This is a genomic window from Rhizobium sp. PEPV16, assembly GCF_008919455.1.
Classification (GTDB): domain Bacteria; phylum Pseudomonadota; class Alphaproteobacteria; order Rhizobiales; family Rhizobiaceae; genus Rhizobium; species Rhizobium leguminosarum_Q.
This window is the reverse complement of the sequence record NZ_VSZV01000356.1, coordinates 194,511-214,369: the sequence shown is the minus strand read 5'-3', so window position 1 is coordinate 214,369 and position 19,859 is coordinate 194,511. Positions and strand designations below refer to the sequence as shown.

At 61.0% G+C, this 19,859-nt stretch carries 16 protein-coding genes and 1 riboswitch; of the genes, 5 read left to right on the top strand and 11 right to left on the bottom strand.

Features of this window, described 5'->3' with window-relative positions; translation table 11 throughout:
* Positions 1-124: 124 nt before the first annotated feature.
* Together FY112_RS35440 and metA are read right to left on the bottom strand one after the other, a co-directional pair.
* Entirely contained in the window at positions 125-1,147 is a 1,023-nt protein-coding gene (locus FY112_RS35440; RefSeq protein WP_151520401.1) for an aldose epimerase family protein, read from the bottom strand.
* 226 nt (positions 1,148-1,373) lie between these two features.
* Positions 1,374-2,297, bottom strand: coding sequence for a homoserine O-succinyltransferase (gene metA, locus FY112_RS35435; RefSeq protein ID WP_003543755.1), 924 nt, complete (start codon positions 2,295-2,297; stop codon positions 1,374-1,376).
* Between the two features lie 47 nt (positions 2,298-2,344).
* Positions 2,345-2,422, bottom strand: a riboswitch (SAM riboswitch).
* Positions 2,423-2,536: 114 nt separating this feature from the next.
* Between metA and FY112_RS35430 the strand changes: the two genes are divergently transcribed.
* The gene (locus tag FY112_RS35430; RefSeq protein WP_172426316.1) at positions 2,537-4,426 is read left to right on the top strand and encodes an ABC transporter ATP-binding protein/permease; all 1,890 of its coding nucleotides are present in this window, start codon (positions 2,537-2,539) and stop codon (positions 4,424-4,426) included.
* A gap of 71 nt (positions 4,427-4,497) precedes the next feature.
* Here FY112_RS35430 and FY112_RS35425 read toward each other — a convergent pair whose 3' ends face one another.
* From FY112_RS35425 to FY112_RS35410, 4 genes are all read right to left on the bottom strand, one after another.
* Entirely contained in the window at positions 4,498-5,127 is a 630-nt protein-coding gene (locus FY112_RS35425; RefSeq protein WP_043294605.1) for a DUF5666 domain-containing protein, read from the bottom strand.
* A gap of 120 nt (positions 5,128-5,247) precedes the next feature.
* Entirely contained in the window at positions 5,248-7,065 is a 1,818-nt protein-coding gene (locus FY112_RS35420) for an ABC-F family ATP-binding cassette domain-containing protein (RefSeq protein ID WP_017962519.1), read from the bottom strand.
* Between the two features lie 3 nt (positions 7,066-7,068).
* Entirely contained in the window at positions 7,069-7,725 is a 657-nt protein-coding gene (locus FY112_RS35415; RefSeq protein WP_017962520.1) for a thiamine diphosphokinase, read from the bottom strand.
* Positions 7,726-7,782: 57 nt separating this feature from the next.
* Entirely contained in the window at positions 7,783-8,310 is a 528-nt protein-coding gene (locus FY112_RS35410) for a MarR family winged helix-turn-helix transcriptional regulator (RefSeq protein WP_026158935.1), read from the bottom strand.
* Positions 8,311-8,426: 116 nt separating this feature from the next.
* Here FY112_RS35410 and FY112_RS35405 point away from each other — a divergent pair, with 116 nt between their 5' ends.
* Both FY112_RS35405 and FY112_RS35400 read left to right on the top strand, forming a co-directional pair.
* On the top strand, positions 8,427-9,965 hold the full coding sequence (locus FY112_RS35405; protein WP_017962522.1) for an MDR family MFS transporter: 1,539 nt from the start codon (positions 8,427-8,429) through the stop codon (positions 9,963-9,965).
* Positions 9,966-10,354: 389 nt separating this feature from the next.
* Entirely contained in the window at positions 10,355-11,899 is a 1,545-nt protein-coding gene (locus FY112_RS35400; protein ID WP_025396409.1) for a M48 family metalloprotease, read from the top strand.
* A 113-nt stretch (positions 11,900-12,012) separates the two neighbouring features.
* On the opposite strand, the gene FY112_RS35395 is transcribed toward FY112_RS35400, so the two are convergent.
* The 5 genes from FY112_RS35395 to FY112_RS35375 form a co-directional block, all read right to left on the bottom strand.
* Positions 12,013-12,876, bottom strand: a complete 864-nt coding sequence (locus FY112_RS35395; RefSeq protein ID WP_012759432.1) for an RNA polymerase factor sigma-32 — start codon at positions 12,874-12,876, stop codon at positions 12,013-12,015.
* 378 nt (positions 12,877-13,254) lie between these two features.
* A complete protein-coding gene (locus FY112_RS35390; protein ID WP_003543775.1) occupies positions 13,255-13,827 on the bottom strand; it encodes a CarD family transcriptional regulator in 573 nt (190 codons plus the stop codon).
* A 393-nt stretch (positions 13,828-14,220) separates the two neighbouring features.
* Positions 14,221-14,559, bottom strand: a complete 339-nt coding sequence (gene fdxA / locus FY112_RS35385; protein ID WP_003567552.1) for a ferredoxin FdxA — start codon at positions 14,557-14,559, stop codon at positions 14,221-14,223.
* A gap of 194 nt (positions 14,560-14,753) precedes the next feature.
* Positions 14,754-15,158, bottom strand: coding sequence for an RNA-binding S4 domain-containing protein (locus FY112_RS35380; RefSeq protein ID WP_017962526.1), 405 nt, complete (start codon positions 15,156-15,158; stop codon positions 14,754-14,756).
* 2 nt (positions 15,159-15,160) lie between these two features.
* Complete coding sequence (locus FY112_RS35375) at positions 15,161-18,433, bottom strand: helicase-related protein (protein ID WP_131708622.1); 3,273 nt, start codon at positions 18,431-18,433, stop codon at positions 15,161-15,163.
* An 808-nt stretch (positions 18,434-19,241) separates the two neighbouring features.
* On the opposite strand from FY112_RS35375, the gene FY112_RS35370 reads away from it, so the two are divergent.
* Together FY112_RS35370 and FY112_RS35365 are read left to right on the top strand one after the other, a co-directional pair.
* Positions 19,242-19,397: a DUF3309 family protein gene (locus tag FY112_RS35370; protein ID WP_017962528.1), complete on the top strand. Its 156-nt coding sequence runs from the start codon at positions 19,242-19,244 to the stop codon at positions 19,395-19,397.
* A gap of 27 nt (positions 19,398-19,424) precedes the next feature.
* Positions 19,425-19,685: a glycine zipper domain-containing protein gene (locus FY112_RS35365; RefSeq protein WP_003543792.1), complete on the top strand. Its 261-nt coding sequence runs from the start codon at positions 19,425-19,427 to the stop codon at positions 19,683-19,685.
* Positions 19,686-19,859 lie beyond the last annotated feature (174 nt).

Below are 19,859 nucleotides of genomic sequence, written 5' to 3'. Positions count from 1 at the left end.
GCACAATCGAACATGGAACGAAAAAACCCTCGCCGGCGGACCGGCAAGGGTTTCATAGCGCTCAAATTTGACAGTCGTGCGTCGACAGCACCCCGCGTTAGGAACGCGCGGCGCCGGAGGATGCTCAGTTCTTGGTGAAGATATAATCCGTCTCCTGGCGCAGCACTTCGCCGGGGCGCAAGACCGCATTCGGAAAACCTTGGCGATTGATGGCATCCGGCCAGACCTGCGTCTCCAGGCAGAAGCCGGCAAATGGGCCGTATTTGCGCCCGCCGATGCCGGGCGCCCCGACATCAAGCTTAAAGCCGGCATAGAACTGCACGCCTGGCTCCGTGCTGCGCACTTCCAGCGACACACCGGAATAAAGGCTGCGGGCAAGCGCGACGCTCCTTTTGGCGGTACGCTCGCGGGACAGGCAGAAATTATGGTCGTAGAACACTTGTTCGCTGCCGACGAAACGCTTCATCGGCGCCATCTCGCGGAAATCGAATTCCGTGCCCTCGACGGAACGGATCTCGCCGGTCGGCACCTGCTTCTCATCGGTCGGCAAATAGTGATCGGCGGCTATCATGATGTCATGGCCAAGCGCATCTTCGCGGCCGTCGAGATTGAAATAGGCGTGCTGGCAGACATTGGCGAGCGTCGGCTGGTCGCTGGTCGATTCGTAGGTGACCGACAGTTCACCATTGCCGTGCACCCAGAAAGTCGCCTGGATGGTGCAATTGCCGGGATAGCCGGCGCGGCCATCGGGATCGACGATCTTCAGTACGACGCGGTCGACGTCGTGCTCGACGATTGTCCAATTGCGTTTGGCGATATTGTCGCTGCCGCCATGCAGATGCGTCACGCCGTTTTCATTCAGTTCGAGCTGATAGTCCTTGTCGTCAAGCGCAAACCTACCGCCGCCGACGCGGTTGGCGCAGCGGCCGGGCGTCGCGCCGAAGTAGGACGAATAGAGAGGGTAGCTGTCAAAATCGTCGAAGCCGAGCTGCAGCGGCGCGTCATGTCCCTCGAGGCGCAGATCCTGGATGACCGCGCCCCAGCTTATGATCTTGGCCGTCAGCCCACCGCCCTTGATCACGACGCGATAGACGGTCTCGCCCGCCTGCGTCTGACCGAAAACGTCCCGCTCCAACTTATCCGACATGATCGACCGTCCATTCTATCTCTGCTGCAAATTCCTCAACTCGGGCTCGATTTGAGTAATTTGCAGCGATTCAAAGTGTGCATTGCACGTCCGATGAAGACGCGCGGTGTGGTAGGTTTCGGGACAGGAACCTGCCCGCATTTGCTTCAATCCGCAACCGGCGGATCAGAAAGAAAAGCCGCAGCAGTGATGCGGCGGCATAGGCTCGCGGCGCGATCGTCAATGGTCAGAGATCGGTGCCGATCTCTTCCACATCAAAGGGCGTCGTCTGGTAGATTTCGTTGATCCAGTTGCCGAACAAAAGATGCGCATGGCTGCGCCAGCGGTTCTGCGGCGCAAGCGCCGGATCGTTATGCGGGAAGTAATTGTGCGGCATCTTGATCGGCACCCCGGCATTGACGTCGCGGAAATACTCGTCGGAAAGCGAGGTGGAATCATATTCGACATGGTTGAACATGTAGAGCCGCCGGCCTCTCTTCTCGTGCACGAGGCAGACGCCCATTTCGCTGGACTCCATCAGGATCTCCAGGCTTTCGGATTTCTCGATATCGGCGCGGCGCACTTCGGTCCAGCGCGACACAGGCACCTCGAAATTGTCGGAAAAGCCGTTGAGATAGATCGAGGAAGGCTTCAGGTTTCGGTGGCGGTAGACGCCGAAGGCCTTCTCTTTCAGCTCGTATTTCGGAACGCCGTGAAAATGATAGACCGCCGCCATCGCGCCCCAGCAGACGTTCATCGTCGAATGGACATTTGTTTCCGTCCAGTCGAGAATCTCCTGCATCTCCGGCCAATAGGTGACGTCCTCATAGGGCAAAAGCTCGATCGGCGCCCCGGTGATAATGAAGCCGTCGAACTTGCGGTGCTTTACCTCCTCCCAGGTCTGGTAGAAGGCGAGCAGATGATCCTCGGACGTATTCTTCGCCTTGTGGCCGCCGATGCGAATGAGCGACAGCTCCACCTGCAGCGGCGAGGCGCCGACGAGGCGGGCCATCTGCAGTTCGGTCTTGATCTTGTTCGGCATGAGGTTGAGCAGCCCGATCTGCAACGGACGGATATCCTGACGGATCGCCAACGTCTCGGTCATCACCCGCACACCTTCCTGAACCAGGGTTTCGAAGGCGGGCAGCGTATCGGGGATCTTGATGGGCATTGCGGTCACTCGATCAAAAACAAAAACCGGCGGCGAAAAAAATCGCTACCGGTCCGCACGCGGCCCTTTAGCGACTTTTTTAACGTGGCTGCAAGCCGGCCGGCCAAATCACCACGGAGGCCTTAATTAGACCCAGTCGAATTGCGAATCAACTGGCGAATGCATGCAGGGGAGACTCATGCAAGCATCATCACACTTTAATGACTGATAGAATCTGTTGATAGACCGGTAACGCCACCATGTTATTTATAAGGGTATGGGCGATTTGGAAAAGCGTAATGGCAGATAAAATCGAGGGGAGGCCGGGCATCCGGAGGCAGGATAGGGTAGGGTATGATTTCAGCCTGACATATCGCCTCGGCGTCATGTTCTCAGCATTCTGGAATTCGGAAGTGCGTGGCAGGGTGCTGTTTCTGGCGACCGTGCTGATCCTCGTTATCCTGGCGACGTCCTACGGCCAGGTGATTTTGAACGAGTGGAATGCTCCCTTCTACGACTCGCTGGAGCGCCGCGACCTCGGCGAATTCTTCCACCAACTCGAAATCTTCGCGATGATCGCCGGCACACTGCTGCTGCTCAACGTGCTGCAGGCCTGGCTGAATCAGATGACGGCGCTCTATATGCGCGAAGGCTTGTCACGCGATCTGGTTGACCAGTGGCTGAAGCGCAAGCGGGCGCTGCGGCTTGCCTCCAGCGGCCTGATCGGCGTCAATCCGGACCAGCGCCTGCACGAGGATTCCCGCAACCTCGCCGAAAGCACGACGGGATTGGTTCTCGGCCTGCTGCAGTCGACCATTCTCCTGGTGAGCTTCATCGGCGTGCTCTGGGAGCTTTCGAGCGGGTTCATCTTCCGCATCAGCGGCCATAGCTTCTCCATTCCAGGCTACATGGTCTGGGCAGCGATTTTCTATGCCGCTTCCGCCTCGGTGTTGAGCCAGGTCGTCGGCCGCAAGCTGGTCAAGCTCAATGCCGACCGTTTTTCGAAAGAAGCCGAGCTTCGCTTCACGCTGATGCATGCCAATGAAAACATGCCGGCGATCACCGTTGCCCGCGGCGAGGAGAACGAACGCCGGCGCATCAACACCGACATCAGCTCGGTCCTGACAGTCGTCAAGCGGCTTGCCATGGCCAATACCAATCTCACCTGGGTTTCGGCCGGCTATGGCTGGCTGGTGATCGTCATCCCGATCATCGTTGCCGCCCCCGCCTATTTCTCCGGCGGCCTCACCCTCGGCCAGCTGATGATGTCGGTCGGTGCCTTCAACCAGGTCAACACGGCGCTGCGCTGGTATGTGTCCAATTTCGGCCCGATCGCCGAATGGCGCGCCACGCTGATGCGCGTCACCGATTTCCGCCAGGCGCTGGTCGAGATGGAAGAGGACTTCGACCTGAAGGACAGCATCGCCTATGAAAACGCCGCGCCCGACACGCTGACGCTGAAGGACGTGGTGATCGTCGCCAAGATCGGCGAAGACATCGAGGAATGCGGCGGTTTCCGCCTGCGTGAAACCAATGTCGTGATCAAGGCTGGCGAAAAAATCATGATCAACGGCGATCACAGCGTCAATCGCAAGCTGCTCTTCCAGGCGATGGCCGGCCTCTGGCCGTGCGGCAGCGGCACGATAGGCCTGCCGCCAATCGACGACATGCTCTTCGTTCCGCAGGTTGCCTATGTTCCCGGCGGCACGCTGCGCGAGGCGCTGGCCTTTCCCGAACGTCCCGAAGCCTACGAGAAAGCCGCCGTCGAGGCGGCCCTCGACAAGGTTGGTCTCCATTCGCTGATCGCAAGGCTCGATACCCGCGCCCGCTGGGACAAGATGCTCGACGGCGACCAGCAGAAAGCGATCGGATTTGCCCGGCTGCTTCTCGTGCGTCCGCGCTGGATCATCTTCGACGAAGTGCTAGAAGGCATGGAGCCGGAATTACAGGAAACGATGGCCAAACTGCTCACCTCGATGCCCGAAAGCGGCATGATCTATATCGGCCGCTCCGAGGCCTATCTCGAGGCGCTGAGGCCGCGCGTGCTGCATCTGCAGGCGCTGCCGCCAGCATCCGAGGAGCCGCCTGCCGTCCAGACCGGCGCCAGCGCCAGTGCGGGCGCTGCCGCCGTGCCCGCGCCGGCGCTTTAATGCATGCCGCCCAAAAGTGTGGAGCGGTTTTGGGATGACGGCATGCATAAGACGAGGATTTAAGCCGCAGGTCACATGGGCGGTATGACGCCGTTGAGGCCGACGGCGATCTGGCTGGCCGAGATGCTGCCATCCGCCGCCGTCTCGCCGGTGACGACGACACCGGCACCGGGCTTCAGATCATCCTTGGTCGCAGGCGCCAACGTCACGATCGGCGTGCCATCGGCAATCGAGATGGTCTTTTCCTTGCCCTGATAGGTCAGCGTGATCGTGTGGCCGTCGACGGATTTGACGGCGTTGCTGACAGTCGCGTTGGTCATCTGGCTGTTCGGCTGCGCATCCCAGGGACGGTTGCCCTCACCGGTTCCCTTCATTGACGCCGGAAAGATCAGCACCTCGATCGCCCCGTCCGGGCCTGTGCCCTTCGGAAGCGAAGCGACGCCGACGAAATCGCCGGGCTTGATATCCTCGACGGAAGCGTTCTTGATGCCGCCGACCTTCCAGCCGGCTTTCAGCGCGACCGTCGCATCGTTGCCCTCGCGCGTCTTGACGACGAGCGTATCGCCGCTGAGGCTTTCGATTGCGCCGCGAACACGAATGCGCTGGGCGTCTTGCGCCTGTGCGGCTTGCGACAGGGCAAGCGCCACGAGGCTGCCGGCAGTAAGTGCTGTGAGAAAACGGGAATGAGGCTTGCGAGACATATGACTTTTCCTTGTCGCCATTGCGATCGGCAATATCCCCGGCTGCCGGCCGGCACCTTATGCCGCAGGACGACACACTGACGAATCAAGGAAAAGTGAGCCTTGAGCCTGGAGAAAATCTCAGCCTTCCAGCTCTTCCCGCAGCATTTCGAGCTCCAGCCACTCCTCTTCCATGTCAGTCAGGCTGGCGCGCAGTTTTTCCATCTCGCCGGCAAGCCGGTTGAAGGCTGCGGGATCGCGCGTGAAAAGATTGGGATCTGCCATCACCTGTTCGCGCTTGGCGATTTCGGCTTCGGCCTTCGCCATTTCCTTTGGCAGGTTTTCCAGTGCGAATTTCTGCTTGAAGGATAGCTTGACCTTCGAGCTGCCTGAAGCTGTTGCTTGCTGCGTCTTCGGCTTCTCCGCTGCCTTCTCGGCCCTCTTACGCTCCTCGAGCGCGCCCTTGCGCTGTACAAGCATGTCCGAGTAGCCGCCGGCATATTCGATCCAGCGACCATCAGGCGCATCCGGGACGGCGGGGGCGATCGTCGAGGTCACGGTGCGGTCGAGGAAATCGCGGTCGTGGCTGACGAGAATGACGGTGCCGGGAAAACCGGCGACAATCTCCTGCAGGAGATCGAGCGTTTCGATATCGAGATCGTTGGTCGGCTCGTCGAGGATCAAGAGGTTCGTCGGGCGCGAAAGGATGCGCGCCAGCATCAGCCGGGCGCGTTCGCCGCCGGAGAGGCTTCTGATCGGCGTACGCGCCTGTTCCGGCTGAAACAGAAATTCCTTCATGTAGCCGGTAACATGACGCTGCTCGCCGTTGACGAGCAGGTTTTCGCCGCGCCCATCCGTCAGATAGTTGGCAAGCGTATCCTCGGGGTCGAGATCCTCGCGTTTCTGGTCGAGCGTCGCAATCTCCAGATTGGTGCCGAGCTTGACGATGCCGCTATCGGGTGAAAGCTGCCCGGTCAACATCTTCAGCAGCGTCGTCTTCCCGGCGCCGTTCGGCCCGACCAGACCAATGCAGTCGCCGCGATGCACGCGGATCGAAAACGGCGTGACGATTGCCCGCTCGCCGAAGCTCTTGGTGATCTTGTCTGCCTCGATCACCAGCTTGCCAGATTCCTGCGCGTCCGAAACCGTCGCCTGCACCGTGCCCTGCGGCCCCTTGTGGCCGCGATAGTTCGAGCGCATTGTCTGCAGCTCGCCAAGACGGCGCATGTTACGCTTGCGCCGCGCCGTGACGCCGTAGCGCAGCCAATGCTCCTCACGCTCGATCGACTTGCCGAGCTTGTGCTGCTCCAGCTCCTCGGCCTCCAGCACCTGGTCGCGCCAGGCTTCGAAATGCGCAAAGCCTCTGTCGAGCCGGCGTGAGGTGCCGCGGTCGAGCCAGACGGTTGCCGTCGAGACTTTTTCGAGGAAACGCCGGTCGTGCGAGATCAGCACCAAAGCGCTACGTGTCTTTTGCAGCTCGCCTTCCAGCCATTCGATGGTCGGCAGGTCGAGATGGTTGGTCGGTTCGTCGAGCAGAAGAATGTCCGGCTCCGGTGCCATAACCCGGGCAAGGGCTGCGCGCCGCGATTCGCCACCGGACAGCATTTTGGGGTCTTCATCGCCGCTCAGCCCGAGATGCGACAGCAGATAGGTGACACGATAGGGGTCATCGCCCGGCCCGAGGCCAGCCTCGGCATAGGCCTGCACCGTGTTGAAGCCGGCAAAATCCGGCGCCTGCTCGAGATAACGCACCGTCGAGGACGGATGGCGGAAGACCTCGCCGGACTGCGCCTCGACCAGGCCGGCGGCAATCTTCAGCAGCGTCGATTTTCCCGAGCCGTTACGCCCGACGAGACAGATTTTGTCACCGGGCTCGATCTGCAGGCCAGCACCCGCCAGAAGCGGTGCACCGCCAAAGCTCAGGAAGATATCGTCGAGTTTCAGAATGGGAGGGGCCAAAAATCAGACTCCGGAAAGATCATAGGGCCGGGCGAGCACAATTGCCCGGCCGCTGCGGAGCGAAAAGCGAACCTTGCCTTCCGCAACATTGGAAATGGTGCGCGACGAGCCGAAAGGCAGATGGAAATCTGCCAGCGGATAACGCGCATTCTCGATGGTAAGCCCTCTCAGCTCGCTGAATCCGGGCACGGAAAACAGGCTGCCTTTGGGAAGGTCCAGTTCGATCGTACCGGCCACCAGCGGCACGGCCTCTTCCTTGCCCGAGGTCAGCAGCAGGTCGAAACCCTCTTCTGCCAGGCTGACGGCCGACAGCAGATGCTGAAGCGCGTGGTCGGAACGTTCACCGCCGAGCGCACCGGCCAGGATGAGCCGCCGCGCACCCCGCGCGATTGCTTCCGCCACTGCGATTTCGCCGTCCGTCGCCGCCTTCGCGGCCGGATAGGGCTGTTTCGGCACATCGGGAAATGCACCCGCGAGATCATCAGGTGTCGAATCGAAATCACCGACCCAGAGCTCCGGCGTAATACCGAGTGCTGCCGCATGCCGCATGCCGCCATCGGCCGCAATGAAGCGGCTGTCTTCGATGGCATCGCGCAGGCGCTCCGTCAGGCTGAGTTCGCCGCCAAGGAGAATGGTGAAGGTGGATTGGCTCATGGGCATTGCCCTTAGCGCAAACGAGGGGTCGAGGGGAAGGGCCGGCGAACGACGGCGTCTGCCTCAGCCCGGCGTATCCTTGTCGCGCGACAGGAAAACCGCCTCGTAGCCGCCGATGAAGCGCTCGAAAAGCGCTGCGAAGCGCTCGACATCTTCCTGCGGCCAGTCCGAAACAATTTCGGAAATGATCGCAAGCTTCTGCGCGACGATCTCGGCAAGCAGGTCCTGGCCGACCTCGGTCATGACGACGACGATCCGCCGCGCATCGGCCTGTGAGGCCTCGCGGCGCAATACGTTGCGCCCGACCATGTCGGCCACCACCCGGCTTGCCCGTGACGGATCGATGCGCAGCATCTCCGCGATCATGCCGACCGTGACCTCGCCGGCAGGCTGCGCCCTGCGCACGGCATCGAGCACGTCGAGATGCGAAAGCTCGAGGCCCGGTGCAGCACTCTGGATCGCCAGCCGGCCGATTAGCCGCCGCCCGGTCATCAGCCGCATGCGCGCCATGCTCCGGCCGATACGCGGCACGTTTTCACGATCCGGCTCGGCCGGCTCCGCAGAAGGGGTCTTGGTCAGGACGTCGCTCATCACAGGACCATAACAGAGCCGATTCAAAAATTGAATATGCCGATGTCATTAATGTGCCATTGACAATTATATGCTGTTAGCACATAAAAGCACATCAACCTGGAACGATGCCTCCCATGGACATGCAACTCGCGCCTGCGCCGCTCGTGACGGATCCTCATCGCCGGCTTATCCTCTTCTTCTTCCTGATGACGGCCATGTTCATGGCGACGCTTGATAATCAGATCGTCTCCACGGCTCTGCCGACGATCGTCGGCGAATTCGGCCATCTCGAGCGCTTCGGCTGGATCGGCTCGGCCTATCTCCTATCGCTGAGCGCCGTCATGCCGGTCTACGGCAAGCTCGGCGATCTGTTCGGCCGCAAATACGTGATGATGACCGCGATCATGATCTTCACCGTCGGATCGACAGTCTGCGGCCTTGCGGTCTCGATGGACACGCTGATCGCCGCCCGCGTGCTGCAGGGCCTTGGCGGCGGCGGCATCATGGTGTCGATCTTCGCCGTCAATGCCGACCTGTTCGAGCCGCGCGAGCGGGCTCGCTACCAAAGCTATTCCAGCCTCGTGCTGATGGCATCGGGCGCGATCGGCCCGGTGCTCGGCGGCACGATGAGCGATCTCTTCGGCTGGCGCTCGATCTTCCTCGTCAACGTGCCGATCGGCTTCATCGTGCTCACCGGCCTTGCCTTCATGCTGCCCTACCGCAAACCGCATCGCCGCCCCAAGATCGATTATGCCGGTGCGCTTCTGCTTGCCATGACGACGACAAGCATCGTGCTTGCCACCGACAGCAGCGAACTGTTCGGTGCACTGATTTCGCCTGAGAGTATCGGCATCGTCGTCTTCGGCGTCGTCTGTGCGGTCACCTGGGTGTTCGTCGAGCGCCGTGCGCCCGAACCGATCGTTCCCCTGCAGCTGTTTCGCAATTCGACCTTCAGCCTGCTCCTGGTGATCTCGATCATGGGCGGCGCCATCGCCATCGGCATGGTCAATTATCTCGCCCTCTTTCTGCAGACCACGACCGGCCTTTCGCCGTCTGCCGCCGGCCTGCTCTTCATCCTTCTGACCGGCGGCCTCGTCTGCGGGTCGCTTTCCGCAGGCCGCATCATCTCGAAGACGGGGCGCTACAAGCCCTTCGCCATTGCAAGCCTCACCTGCAGCGCCATCGCCTTCGCACTGATGTCGCAGATCCACGCGGGAACGCCGATCGCCTTTATTGGCGCGGTCATGATGCTGCACGGCATCGGCATCGGCCTTGCCCAGCAGGTTCCCGTCATCGGCGTACAGAATGCAGCACCCGCCCGCGACGTCGGCGCCGCCACCGGCTCGGTGACGCTGTCGCGCATGGGCGGCGCCTCGATCGCCATTTCCATCTATGGCGCCATCATCGCCTCTCAGCTCGGCAAGGTCGGCATTTCCATTCCCGGCGTCGCCGATATCGAGCAGCTGACGCCGAAAATGATGGCCGCCCTTCCCGAAGCGAGCCGCCAGGCCGTCGCCGATACCTATGCCGCCGCTTTCTCGCCGCTCTTCATGACTTCCTGCGCCATTGCGCTGATCGGCCTTGCCGCCGCCATCATGCTGAAACCCGTGCCGCTGCCTCGCGCCGGGGAGACCACGAAGCCGCAACCGGCGACGGCGGAAGCTGCCGAATAGTCGAATCGTTACTGCGAGAGGATGCTTCATCGGGAGACGTTCCTCTCGATGCCTATATCAAAGGTTGCAATTTTCTCGCAGGACTGTCGCAATCGAGCCGGTTGCTTCAATCGGGCCGTTCTTTTTCCGCACCGTCGACGAATCTCCGCTTTGTGACGGAACTTTCGCCATAATTTCATCCGAGCGAAAGGAAGCCTTAATGCCTGAGGCTTGCTAAAATGCAACGGCGCCACATTTAAACGAAGTCTCGCTATGCAACCGATGCGTAAATCAGCTACAGCAACGACTTGTATCGGCCGATTGTGCAGCGCGAGATCAGGGGTGCGCACCTGTTGAGTTCCCCTTGCCACGGTCGGTCCGAATCTGCGGCAAACCGGCAAAACAGCGACATGATGCGGAGAATCAGACTGGACAGCTTGACGACGTGGAAATCGCCCGCGCTTTCCAGTGATGCCATCTCCGCGCCGCGGCGCTTCGCGCGTCGCATGATGCTGCTTTCGGCCCTCGCAATGGCGCTGAATGGCTGTCAATCGCTGATCGACCAATCCTATCAGCCCAGTGTTTCGCCTTCTTCCAATCCGCAGATCGTCGACGAGGTGCAGAAGAACGATCCGCGCGCAGCGATGGGCGCCCGTGAGCATCCGCGCATCGTGGCCAGCTACGGCGGCGAATACAAAGACGCCAGAACAGAGCGCCTCGTCGCCCGCATCGCCGGCGCGCTGACGGCGGTGTCGGAAAATCCGAGCCAGTCCTACCGCATCACCATCCTGAATTCGCCGGCGATCAACGCCTTCGCGCTGCCGGGCGGTTATCTCTACGTCACCCGCGGCCTGCTCGCCCTTGCCAACGACGCCTCGGAAGTCGCCGCTGTGCTGTCGCACGAAATGGGCCATGTGACGGCAAACCACGGCATCGAGCGGCAGAAGCGCGAAGAGGCCGAGGTTATCGCCAGCCGCGTCGTCGCCGAGGTCCTGTCCAGCGACATCGCCGGCAAGCAGGCGCTTGCCCGCGGCAAACTGCGGCTCGCCGCCTTCTCCCGCCAGCAGGAACTGCAGGCCGATGTCATCGGCGTGCGCATGCTCGGCGAAGCCGGCTACGACCCCTATGCCGCCGCCCGGTTCCTCGATTCGATGGCCGCTTACAGTCGCTTCATGTCGGTTGATCCCGAAGCCGACCAGAGCCTCGACTTCCTGTCGAGCCATCCGAATTCGGCCCAACGCATCGAACTTGCCCGCACCCACGCCCGCGCCTTCGGCCAGGAAGGCTCGGTCGGCGACAAAGGTCGCAATTATTATCTCGATGGCATAGACGGACTGCTCTACGGCGACAGCCCGGAAGAAGGCTATGTGCGCGGCCAGACTTTCCTGCATGGCGGCCTAGGTATCCGTTTCGACGTGCCGCCGGATTTCCACATCGACAACAAGGTCGAAGCGGTGATGGCCACCGGCCCGAACGACATCGCAGTCCGCTTCGACGGCGTCGCCGATAACGAGAAACAGAGCCTCACCAACTATATTTCCAGCGGCTGGGTGACCGGGCTCGACCCGTCGACCATCCAGCCGATCACCATCAACGGCATGGAAGCAGCCACCGCGCGCGCCAGCGCCGACCGCTGGGATTTCGATGTGACCGTGATCCGCAACAATTCGCAGATCTTCCGTTTCCTGACCGCCGTGCCGAAAGGCAGCGGCGCCCTTGAGCCAACGGCGAATGTGCTTCGGGCGAGCTTCCGCCGCATGACGCCGGCAGAGACCGCCTCGCTGAAGCCGCTGCGCATCCGCGTCGTCACCGTCCGGCAGGGTGAGAACATCTCGACGCTCGCCGCCCGCATGATGGGCACAGACCGCAAGCTCGATCTCTTCAAGCTCATCAACGCCCTGCCCACGGGCGCAGCCGTTGCAACGGGCGATCGCGTCAAGATCATCGCCGAATAAAAAAGGCCCGGTTTGCGCCGGGCCAGTCTGTGCTGCTGGAGGGGATAAAACATCTCGCGCAAAACTGTGCGGCGGTTTTGCGACAATCACCAAAAGCGCGACGCGCTTTCGCTTCAGGCGTAGGCGGCCATGTGCGGATCGGCGCTGACGAGCGCGCTGCGAAGCTTCTCCATCGCCCGGCTTTCGATCTGACGTACGCGCTCCTTGGAAATGCCGAGATCGGCACCGAGCTCTTCGAGCGTGGCACCGTCTTCCGCCAGTCGCCGCGCGCTGATGATCTTCATCTCGCGTTCGTTGAGATGTTTCAGCGCCGAGGCGAGCCAGACGCGGCGGCGCTCGCCGTCGATCATGTTGGACACCTGCTCGTCCGGCAGGGGATCGTCGCTGACGAGGAAGTCCATCTTCTCCGCACTCTCGGCATCGCCGGAGACCGAAGGCGCCTGCAGCGAGGCGTCATTGCCGGAAAGCCTGGCATCCATCGTCTGCACATCCGAGAGGCTGACGCCGAGGGCCGCGGCGATTTCCTGGTGAATGGATTGCAGCGTCAGCTGCGTGTCGCCCTTGGCGAGCTTGGCGCGCAGACGGCGCAGATTGAAGAACAGCGCTTTTTGCGCCGAACTGGTGCCGCCGCGCACGATCGACCAGTTGCGCAGGATATAATCCTGGATCGACGCCCTGATCCACCAGCTTGCATAGGTGGAAAAGCGCACGTCGCGTTCCGGCTCGAAGCGGGCGGCGGCCTCGAGCAGACCGACATAGCCCTCCTGCACCAGATCGCTCATCGGCAGGCCGAAATTGCGGAACTTGCCGGCCATGGATATGACGAGGCGCATATGGGCCATGGCGATCTGGTTGCGCGCACCGCGGTCGTCATGATCCTTCCAACGGGTGGCGAGATCGTGCTCTTCCTGGCGGGCGAGATAAGGCGCGGCCATCGCGATTTTGATCATGCGACGATCTGCAGACATGTTCTTCATTTCAATCTCCCGAAACAGGCCTCTCGCCCTGAAATGAACAATAAAACTCATCTTCCGGAACATCGCTGTCCGGATTGAATGGCGTTCTGAATGCATAAAAGCCTCGCCCCTGGACTTTTCAGGGGGAGGCCCTATTTCTCATCATGTGCCGGTAAGACGGCTGGGCAGGATCTGTTTCTTCACCTTGCCGGATGGGCAATATAGAAAAGGCATGATCCGCTCCTCATCGAACATTGACGGAATAGCAGTTCGCCCGTGAGGCCATTGCCCGACGAGCAGTCCGCAATTACGTGTGATAAACGCGGCAATCGGGAAAAAGTTCCAATAAAAAAACCCGGCTCGAAGGCCGGGTTTTTTTGACAGAAAAACAAGGTCGCATTATGCGGCTTCGTCCTGTGAATCGTCTTCTTCGATGGCCTTGCCGCGCTTCGGACCCTTGTTGAGATTGGTCTCGACGAGGCGGACGGCTTCGGTTTCCGACATCTTGTTGACCGCGGCGATTTCGCGCGCCATGCGGTCGAGCGCAGCCTCGTAAAGCTGACGCTCGGAATAGGACTGTTCAGGCTGGTTCTCGGCACGATAGAGATCGCGCACGACTTCAGCGATGGAAATCAAGTCGCCGGAATTGATCTTGGCATCATATTCCTGGGCGCGGCGGGACCACATGGTGCGCTTGACGCGCGCCTTGCCCTGCACGACCTTCAAAGCACGCTCGACGAAATCCGTTTCCGAAAGCTTGCGCATACCAATGCTCATCGCCTTGGCGACCGGAACCTTCAGACGCATTTTGTCCTTCTCGAAATCGATAACGAAAAGTTCGAGCTTCATGCCGGCAACTTCTTGCTCTTCGATAGCGGTGATGGTACCGACGCCATGAGCGGGGTAGACGATCGATTCACCGGTCTTGAAGCCGTGACGTGCTGTAGAAGGCTTTTTCTGCTGAGTCGTCATTCTATTCAAAAACTCCCTGTTACGCTTCCGGCGGCGGCCGGAGCCGGGTCAGTCAGGCCCGGGTGAGACGGTAGTATCCGTCGGGTGACTTCACTCTGGTCCCATCGGGCAAAAGCAAAGACTTCTTGCGCACGATCTTGGGACCCGGCGCTCAAAGCGTTGATATGTCACGGAAACCGTGTACGGATTTGTTTTGCTTTCGTGATGGTTTTGGGCATGCGTCATGCCGCAAATGGAACAGTAGACGAAACCTATCATAAAAATATGAGGAAATCAATAATTTGCTTCGCTTGAGTCATGCGGGCAACACATGTCACCCATATGCCTCACGCAGCTTTTAAAACGTTTCGCCCCGCGGTCGCCCGAATCCGGGGACTGGATGTGGGCGCTGTCTCAATCGCCGGAACCGGGCTTCTCCGAAAAATACTTCTCGAATTTTCCGGTCTCGCCATCCATTTCCTTGGCCTCGGGCAACGGGTCCTTCTTGACCGTGATATTCGGCCAGATCGTGGCATATTCGGTATTGATTTTCAGCCATTTGTCGAGGCCAGGCTCGGTATCGGGCTTGATCGCCTCGGCGGGACATTCAGGTTCGCAGACGCCGCAATCGATGCATTCGTCGGGATGGATGACGAGGAAATTCTCGCCCTCGTAGAAGCAGTCGACAGGGCAGACTTCCACGCAATCGGTGTATTTGCACTTGATGCAATTGTCGGTCACGACATAGGTCATGAAGAACTCCAGGATTTCCATGCGGATGGGGCCGGGCAACCTGGAACGTCGCGCCTATCCCCGTGCCGGAGGAAAAGCGTGAGCAGGCTTGGGAGGCAAGCACGCTTCCGGCAGGTTGTCAGTGACCTATCGGCTTTATCGCCGGATTTCAAGGATAAACGATCTGCAAAAGCCGCCGCCGCAGACAGAGTTTTCTAATCCTCGTCCGACATCAGCCTGTCGATTGCACGTCTTTCCTTTTTGGTCGGACGGCCGGTGCCGGTCGCCCGGATCGCCTGCTCGTAGGGCGTGAGACGTTTTGCCTCATCGGGCGGCGGGGACTGGTCGTCGTAGAGCAGCCGCGCCTCCTCGTAAGGCCCCCGCCGTTCGCCGGCAAGGCGCATGACGAGAACGACATCGCGCCGCTCCATCGTCAGCTCGATACGGTCGCCCGGCTTGACCATCTGGCTTGGATGGCTGCAACGCTCGCCATTGATGCGCACATGGCCCGATTGGATATGGCTCTGCGCCAGCGAGCGCGACTTCACCATGCGCGCGAAGAACAGCCATTTGTCGATGCGCTGGCGCGAACCGCTTGTCGGCTGTGTCTCCCCGCTCATGATTACTTCTTCATCTGCTCCTTGAGAGCTGCGAGCTTGGCGAAAGGCGAATCCGGATCGATCGGCTTCTCCTTGCGCGGCGGCTTGGCCTCGAAGCGCAACGGCTGCGAGCCGCCACGATTGTTGTTGCGGTCGTTGCGATCGTTACGCTCGCCGCGATCCTTGCGATCGCCACGATCCTGCCGGTCGCCGCGCGGCTGGTCGCTCCGTGGTTGGTTGTTGCGGTCGCCTCTTGCCTGCTGCGGCCGGCCACCATCGCGACCGCCGCCTTCCTTGCCGCGATTCTGGCGATTGTTGTCGCGGCCGTCGCCGCCGCGATTGCCCTCGCCGCCTTCACCGCCGCCCGGCCGGCGATTGCGGTCGCCGCGCTCCTGGTTCTGACCGCGCTCCTGGCCCTGGGCGCCACGGCGTTCGCCATGCCCGCCGCGCCCCTGGCGCTGATTGTCGTTGCGACCGCCAAGACGCCACAGAAGAACCGGCTTCGGTTCCGTCGGCTCGCCGGCTTCCCCAGGAGCAGGTCCTGCTTCCTCGGAAGCCGCTACCGCTTCCGCAGGAGCGGAGGTTTCTTCGGCAGCTGAGGCTTCCGCGGGAGCGGCTGCCTCGATCGCTTCGGCCGGAGCGGGGCTTTCGACCGCTTCCGTCACCGGCGCGTCGGCGACCGCCGAAGCCGCCTCGGTTGTGGCTGGCTCGGCAGCAGTCTCTTCCGCGGTGCCATCGGCATCGTCGTGGTCGGCCTTCTCGGCGGTCTCTTCCGCAGGCGTTTGCGCGCTGGCGGCAGGCACTGAGGCCGCATCCTGCGCCGCAAGATGGACCGATGCTTCTTCCGCCTTCACGGCATCGGCGCGATAGCCGAGACCCTTGAGGATTTCTTCCATGTCCTCGAGCGTCGCACCGAGGATCGACAGCATCGCCGTCGTCGTCGTGAAGCGGCGGCCATCATAGGCGCCCTCCGGACGGTTGTTCTGACCGGGCTTCCATTGCAGCAGCGGACGGATGATATCGGCAAGCCGTTCCAGGATGTCGATGCGCACGGCGCGCTTCCCGAGGAAACGGAAGCCGGCGAGCTTGTAGAACATCCGCTCATAGCTCGGATCGGTGACGACGGAGGTGCGGCCGGCGGCGAGCACCGGAATGAGATCGCCGTAGCCCGGCTTGTCGAGGCCGTCGTTCTTCAGCGCCCAGAGCAGCGTGATGAGCTCGGCCGGCGCCGGCTTCAGAAGTGCGGGAACGAAGATATGATAGGCGCCGAAACGCACGCCGTAGCGGCGCATGGAGGCGCGGGCCTCCTGGTCCAGCGACTTCACCTCCTCGGTCACGTCGCGGCGGAACAGCACCCCGAGATTCTCGACGAGCTGGAAGGCAAGCCCCTTGGCGAGACCCTGCAGGTCCTCGGCGCGCGACAGGTCGTCGAGCGGCTTCAGCACCGTGCTGATATGATGATTGACGAAGCGCTCGATGCGGGCGGCAACGTGATCGCGGGCATTGCCCGTCAGTTGCTCGTCGGCGAGCAGAATCACGCGCGGACGCATGATGTGATCGCTGCCCGAAAGCCGCGCCACCGGGTCGCCCAGCCAACGGATCAACCCATCCGAACCGATCACCAGATCGCTGTTGCCGGCGGCATGCATCCGCGCCGCGCGGGCTTCGAACTCGAGCCCGAGCGCCTTCTGCGACGCAGCCTGAACCGCCTTGGCATCCGGTCCGTCCGTTCCCGCCACCGGCGTGAAACGGAATCCGCTCAACTGCCCTACATGATGTCCTTCAACGAAGACATCGCCATTCACACTGATTTCAGCTTCCAGCATCGCATTCTCTCTCAGGCGCTTCATGAGCACAGATGTCCTGCGATCAACAAAGCGTTTCGTCAACCTTTCATGTAACGCGTCGGACAATCGATCTTCGATTTCCCGCGTCTTTTCCTGCCAGTGTGTCGGATCGGCAAGCCAACCGGGCCGATTCGAAACGTAGGTCCAGGTTCTTATCTGCGCGATTCGCGCCGAAAGCGTGTCAATTTCGCCATCTGTTCGATCGGAGCGATGAACCTGCTCCGCAAGAAACTGCTCGTTCACCGTGCCATAGCGGACGAGATCGGAAAAGAGGGTCGAGATAAGATCGGCATGTTGTGCTGGGGTGATACGCCGATAGTCGGGAAGCGCGCAAGCCTCCCAGAGTTTTTCGACGCGCGCCGGCCTGTCGGCGAGATCGATGACCTCGGGATAACGCGATAGCTGTTCCAGCGCCTGCTGGTCGACCGCAGGCAGCGCCCGCGTCAGCCCCGGCACGCGCGGACCCGCCTCGAGGCTGGCGCGCAGCGACGCGATGGAGGAGAAGTCCATCTCCGTCGTCCGCCACTGCAAAACCTTGACGTTGTCGAATTCATGCCCCTCGATGCGCTGCACCAGCTCGTCGTCGAAGGGCGCGACTTGCCCGGTGACGCCGAAGGTCCCGTCCCGCACGTGCCGCCCGGCGCGCCCGGCGACCTGGCCGAGTTCACCCGGATTGAGATTGCGGAACTGGTAACCGTCGAATTTCCGGTCCTGGGCAAAGGCGACGTGATCGACATCGAGGTTGAGGCCCATGCCGATCGCATCGGTCGCCACCAGATATTCGACGTCGCCCGCCTGATAGAGCGCAACCTGCGCATTACGGGTGCGCGGGCTGAGCGCACCGAGCACCACCGCCGCGCCACCGCGCTGCCGGCGGATGAGCTCGGCGATGGCATAGACCTCGTCGGCGGAGAAGGCGACGATGGCCGAGCGCTGCGGCAGCCGGGTGATCTTCTTCTGCCCGGCATAGAAAAGATGCGAAAGCCGCGGCCGCTCGACGATAGTGATGCCGGGCAGGAGCTGCTGCAGGATCGGCCGCATCGTCGCCGCGCCGAGCAGCAGCGTTTCCTCGCGGCCGCGCAGATGCAGGATGCGGTCGGTGAAGATATGGCCGCGCTCGAGATCGCCGGCGAGCTGCACCTCGTCGATCGCGACGAAGGCGGCCTTGGTCTCGCGCGGCATCGCCTCGACCGTGCAGACGGAAAAACGGGCATTGGGCGGCGAAATCTTTTCCTCGCCGGTCACCAGCGCCACATTCTGCGCGCCAACCTTCTCGACCACCCGCGTATAGACCTCGCGCGCCAGCAGCCGGAGCGGCAGGCCGATCACGCCCGTCCCGTGCGCGACCATGCGCTCGATGGCATAATGGGTCTTGCCGGTATTGGTCGGCCCGAGCACCGCGGTCACACCGCGCCCACTCAGAATCATCGGCTGCGAAGTCAGAGTCATGGGTCCATGCAAATGAGGCGGGGTGGCCCCAGGAAAATCTTGGCTCCCGATGGAAGCTGGACAACACATGGACAGCTGCCGCCGCAAACGCAAGGGCAGATTTCAAAATGCCTCGGGGATTACGACCTTTGCGAGTCGCCCGAAACGCGCGAATTTCCGATTCGGAACAGCGTGAGAACGAATCAGCGACGAATCGACGACTCCCGCTGATTCAGCTTTTGTTCACGGCTAAGTATTGATTTTGAATCACTTTTTCCCACTACATGCTGAATCGCAAGACTCCCTCCTGTTCCTATTTTCGTCGTCGTGAGTGACGATCTTCGCCCGATCTCGAACGGGTGAAAATCCGACCGAAGTTAACTTCTCGACCAAAGCCGGAACGAATCGGAGACGAATCGCTGACGCCGCCATTTTCGCCTTTCGTTCACGGCTACATCTGGTAGCGCTATCAGGTCCAGGCCCTAGATGCGCATTGGCGGCAGATCGCCTCGCTCCGCCTCGTCGTATCAGTATTAATCTTTCAAGCGCCGGATTCAGATAGCGTTAAGTCAGGGCGTCCAATCTCGGCTCGCCGATCAAAAACGGAACGAATCGCTGACGAATCGGCGACATCGCGATTTTCCCGCTTTGTTCACCGCAACATATTGTATTTAAATGTCTTTTTAACCATAGCCGCATTTTTGCGAGAAGACGGAAATTAAACCGTGAATCGGGCTTCGTCACATTTCCAGAGCTCAACCGGGAACAAAAATCGCCAATGCGTGTTTCTCGTCCATCCAAATTGCGGATGAAATGAAGGAAACACACCATGCTTGGCACGATACTTCTTATTATCCTCATTCTGCTCTTGATCGGAGCCTTGCCGAATTGGGGTTATAGCCGTGGCTGGGGCTATGGACCTTCCGGCGGTTTGGGGCTAGTTCTCGTGATTATCATTATCCTTGTACTAATGGGCCGCATCTAAAGCCCAACTAACCTGGGGAGTTACGACATGATGAAGAAGATTGTTCTTATTGGTGCCCTCGTCGGCGCCTTGGCATCCTGCACAGCGACCGAGCAAGGTACGGCGATCGGCGCCGGCACCGGTGCGGTCATCGGCGGTGCCGTCACCAACAGCTGGGGTGGTGCCGCCGTCGGCGCCGTTGCCGGCGGTTTGACCGGTGCTCTGATCGGCCAGTCGGTCGAACGCCGGGGCTACTGCGTCTATCGCGACCGCTACGGCCGCCGCTACGAGGCCCGTTGCCGCTACTGATCGGCAAGCATATCGGACTCCCGACGGGCGCCTTGGCGCCCGTTTTCTTTTGGCCTGCCGCATCCGTCAACGACACGTTGACAATCGGTTGCGAAAGTCAAATCTACCGCCGCCCAACGGGCAGGCACATATTTCCTTCACGAGCGCAACGGACAGGCAGAGCCGCCCGGCGCA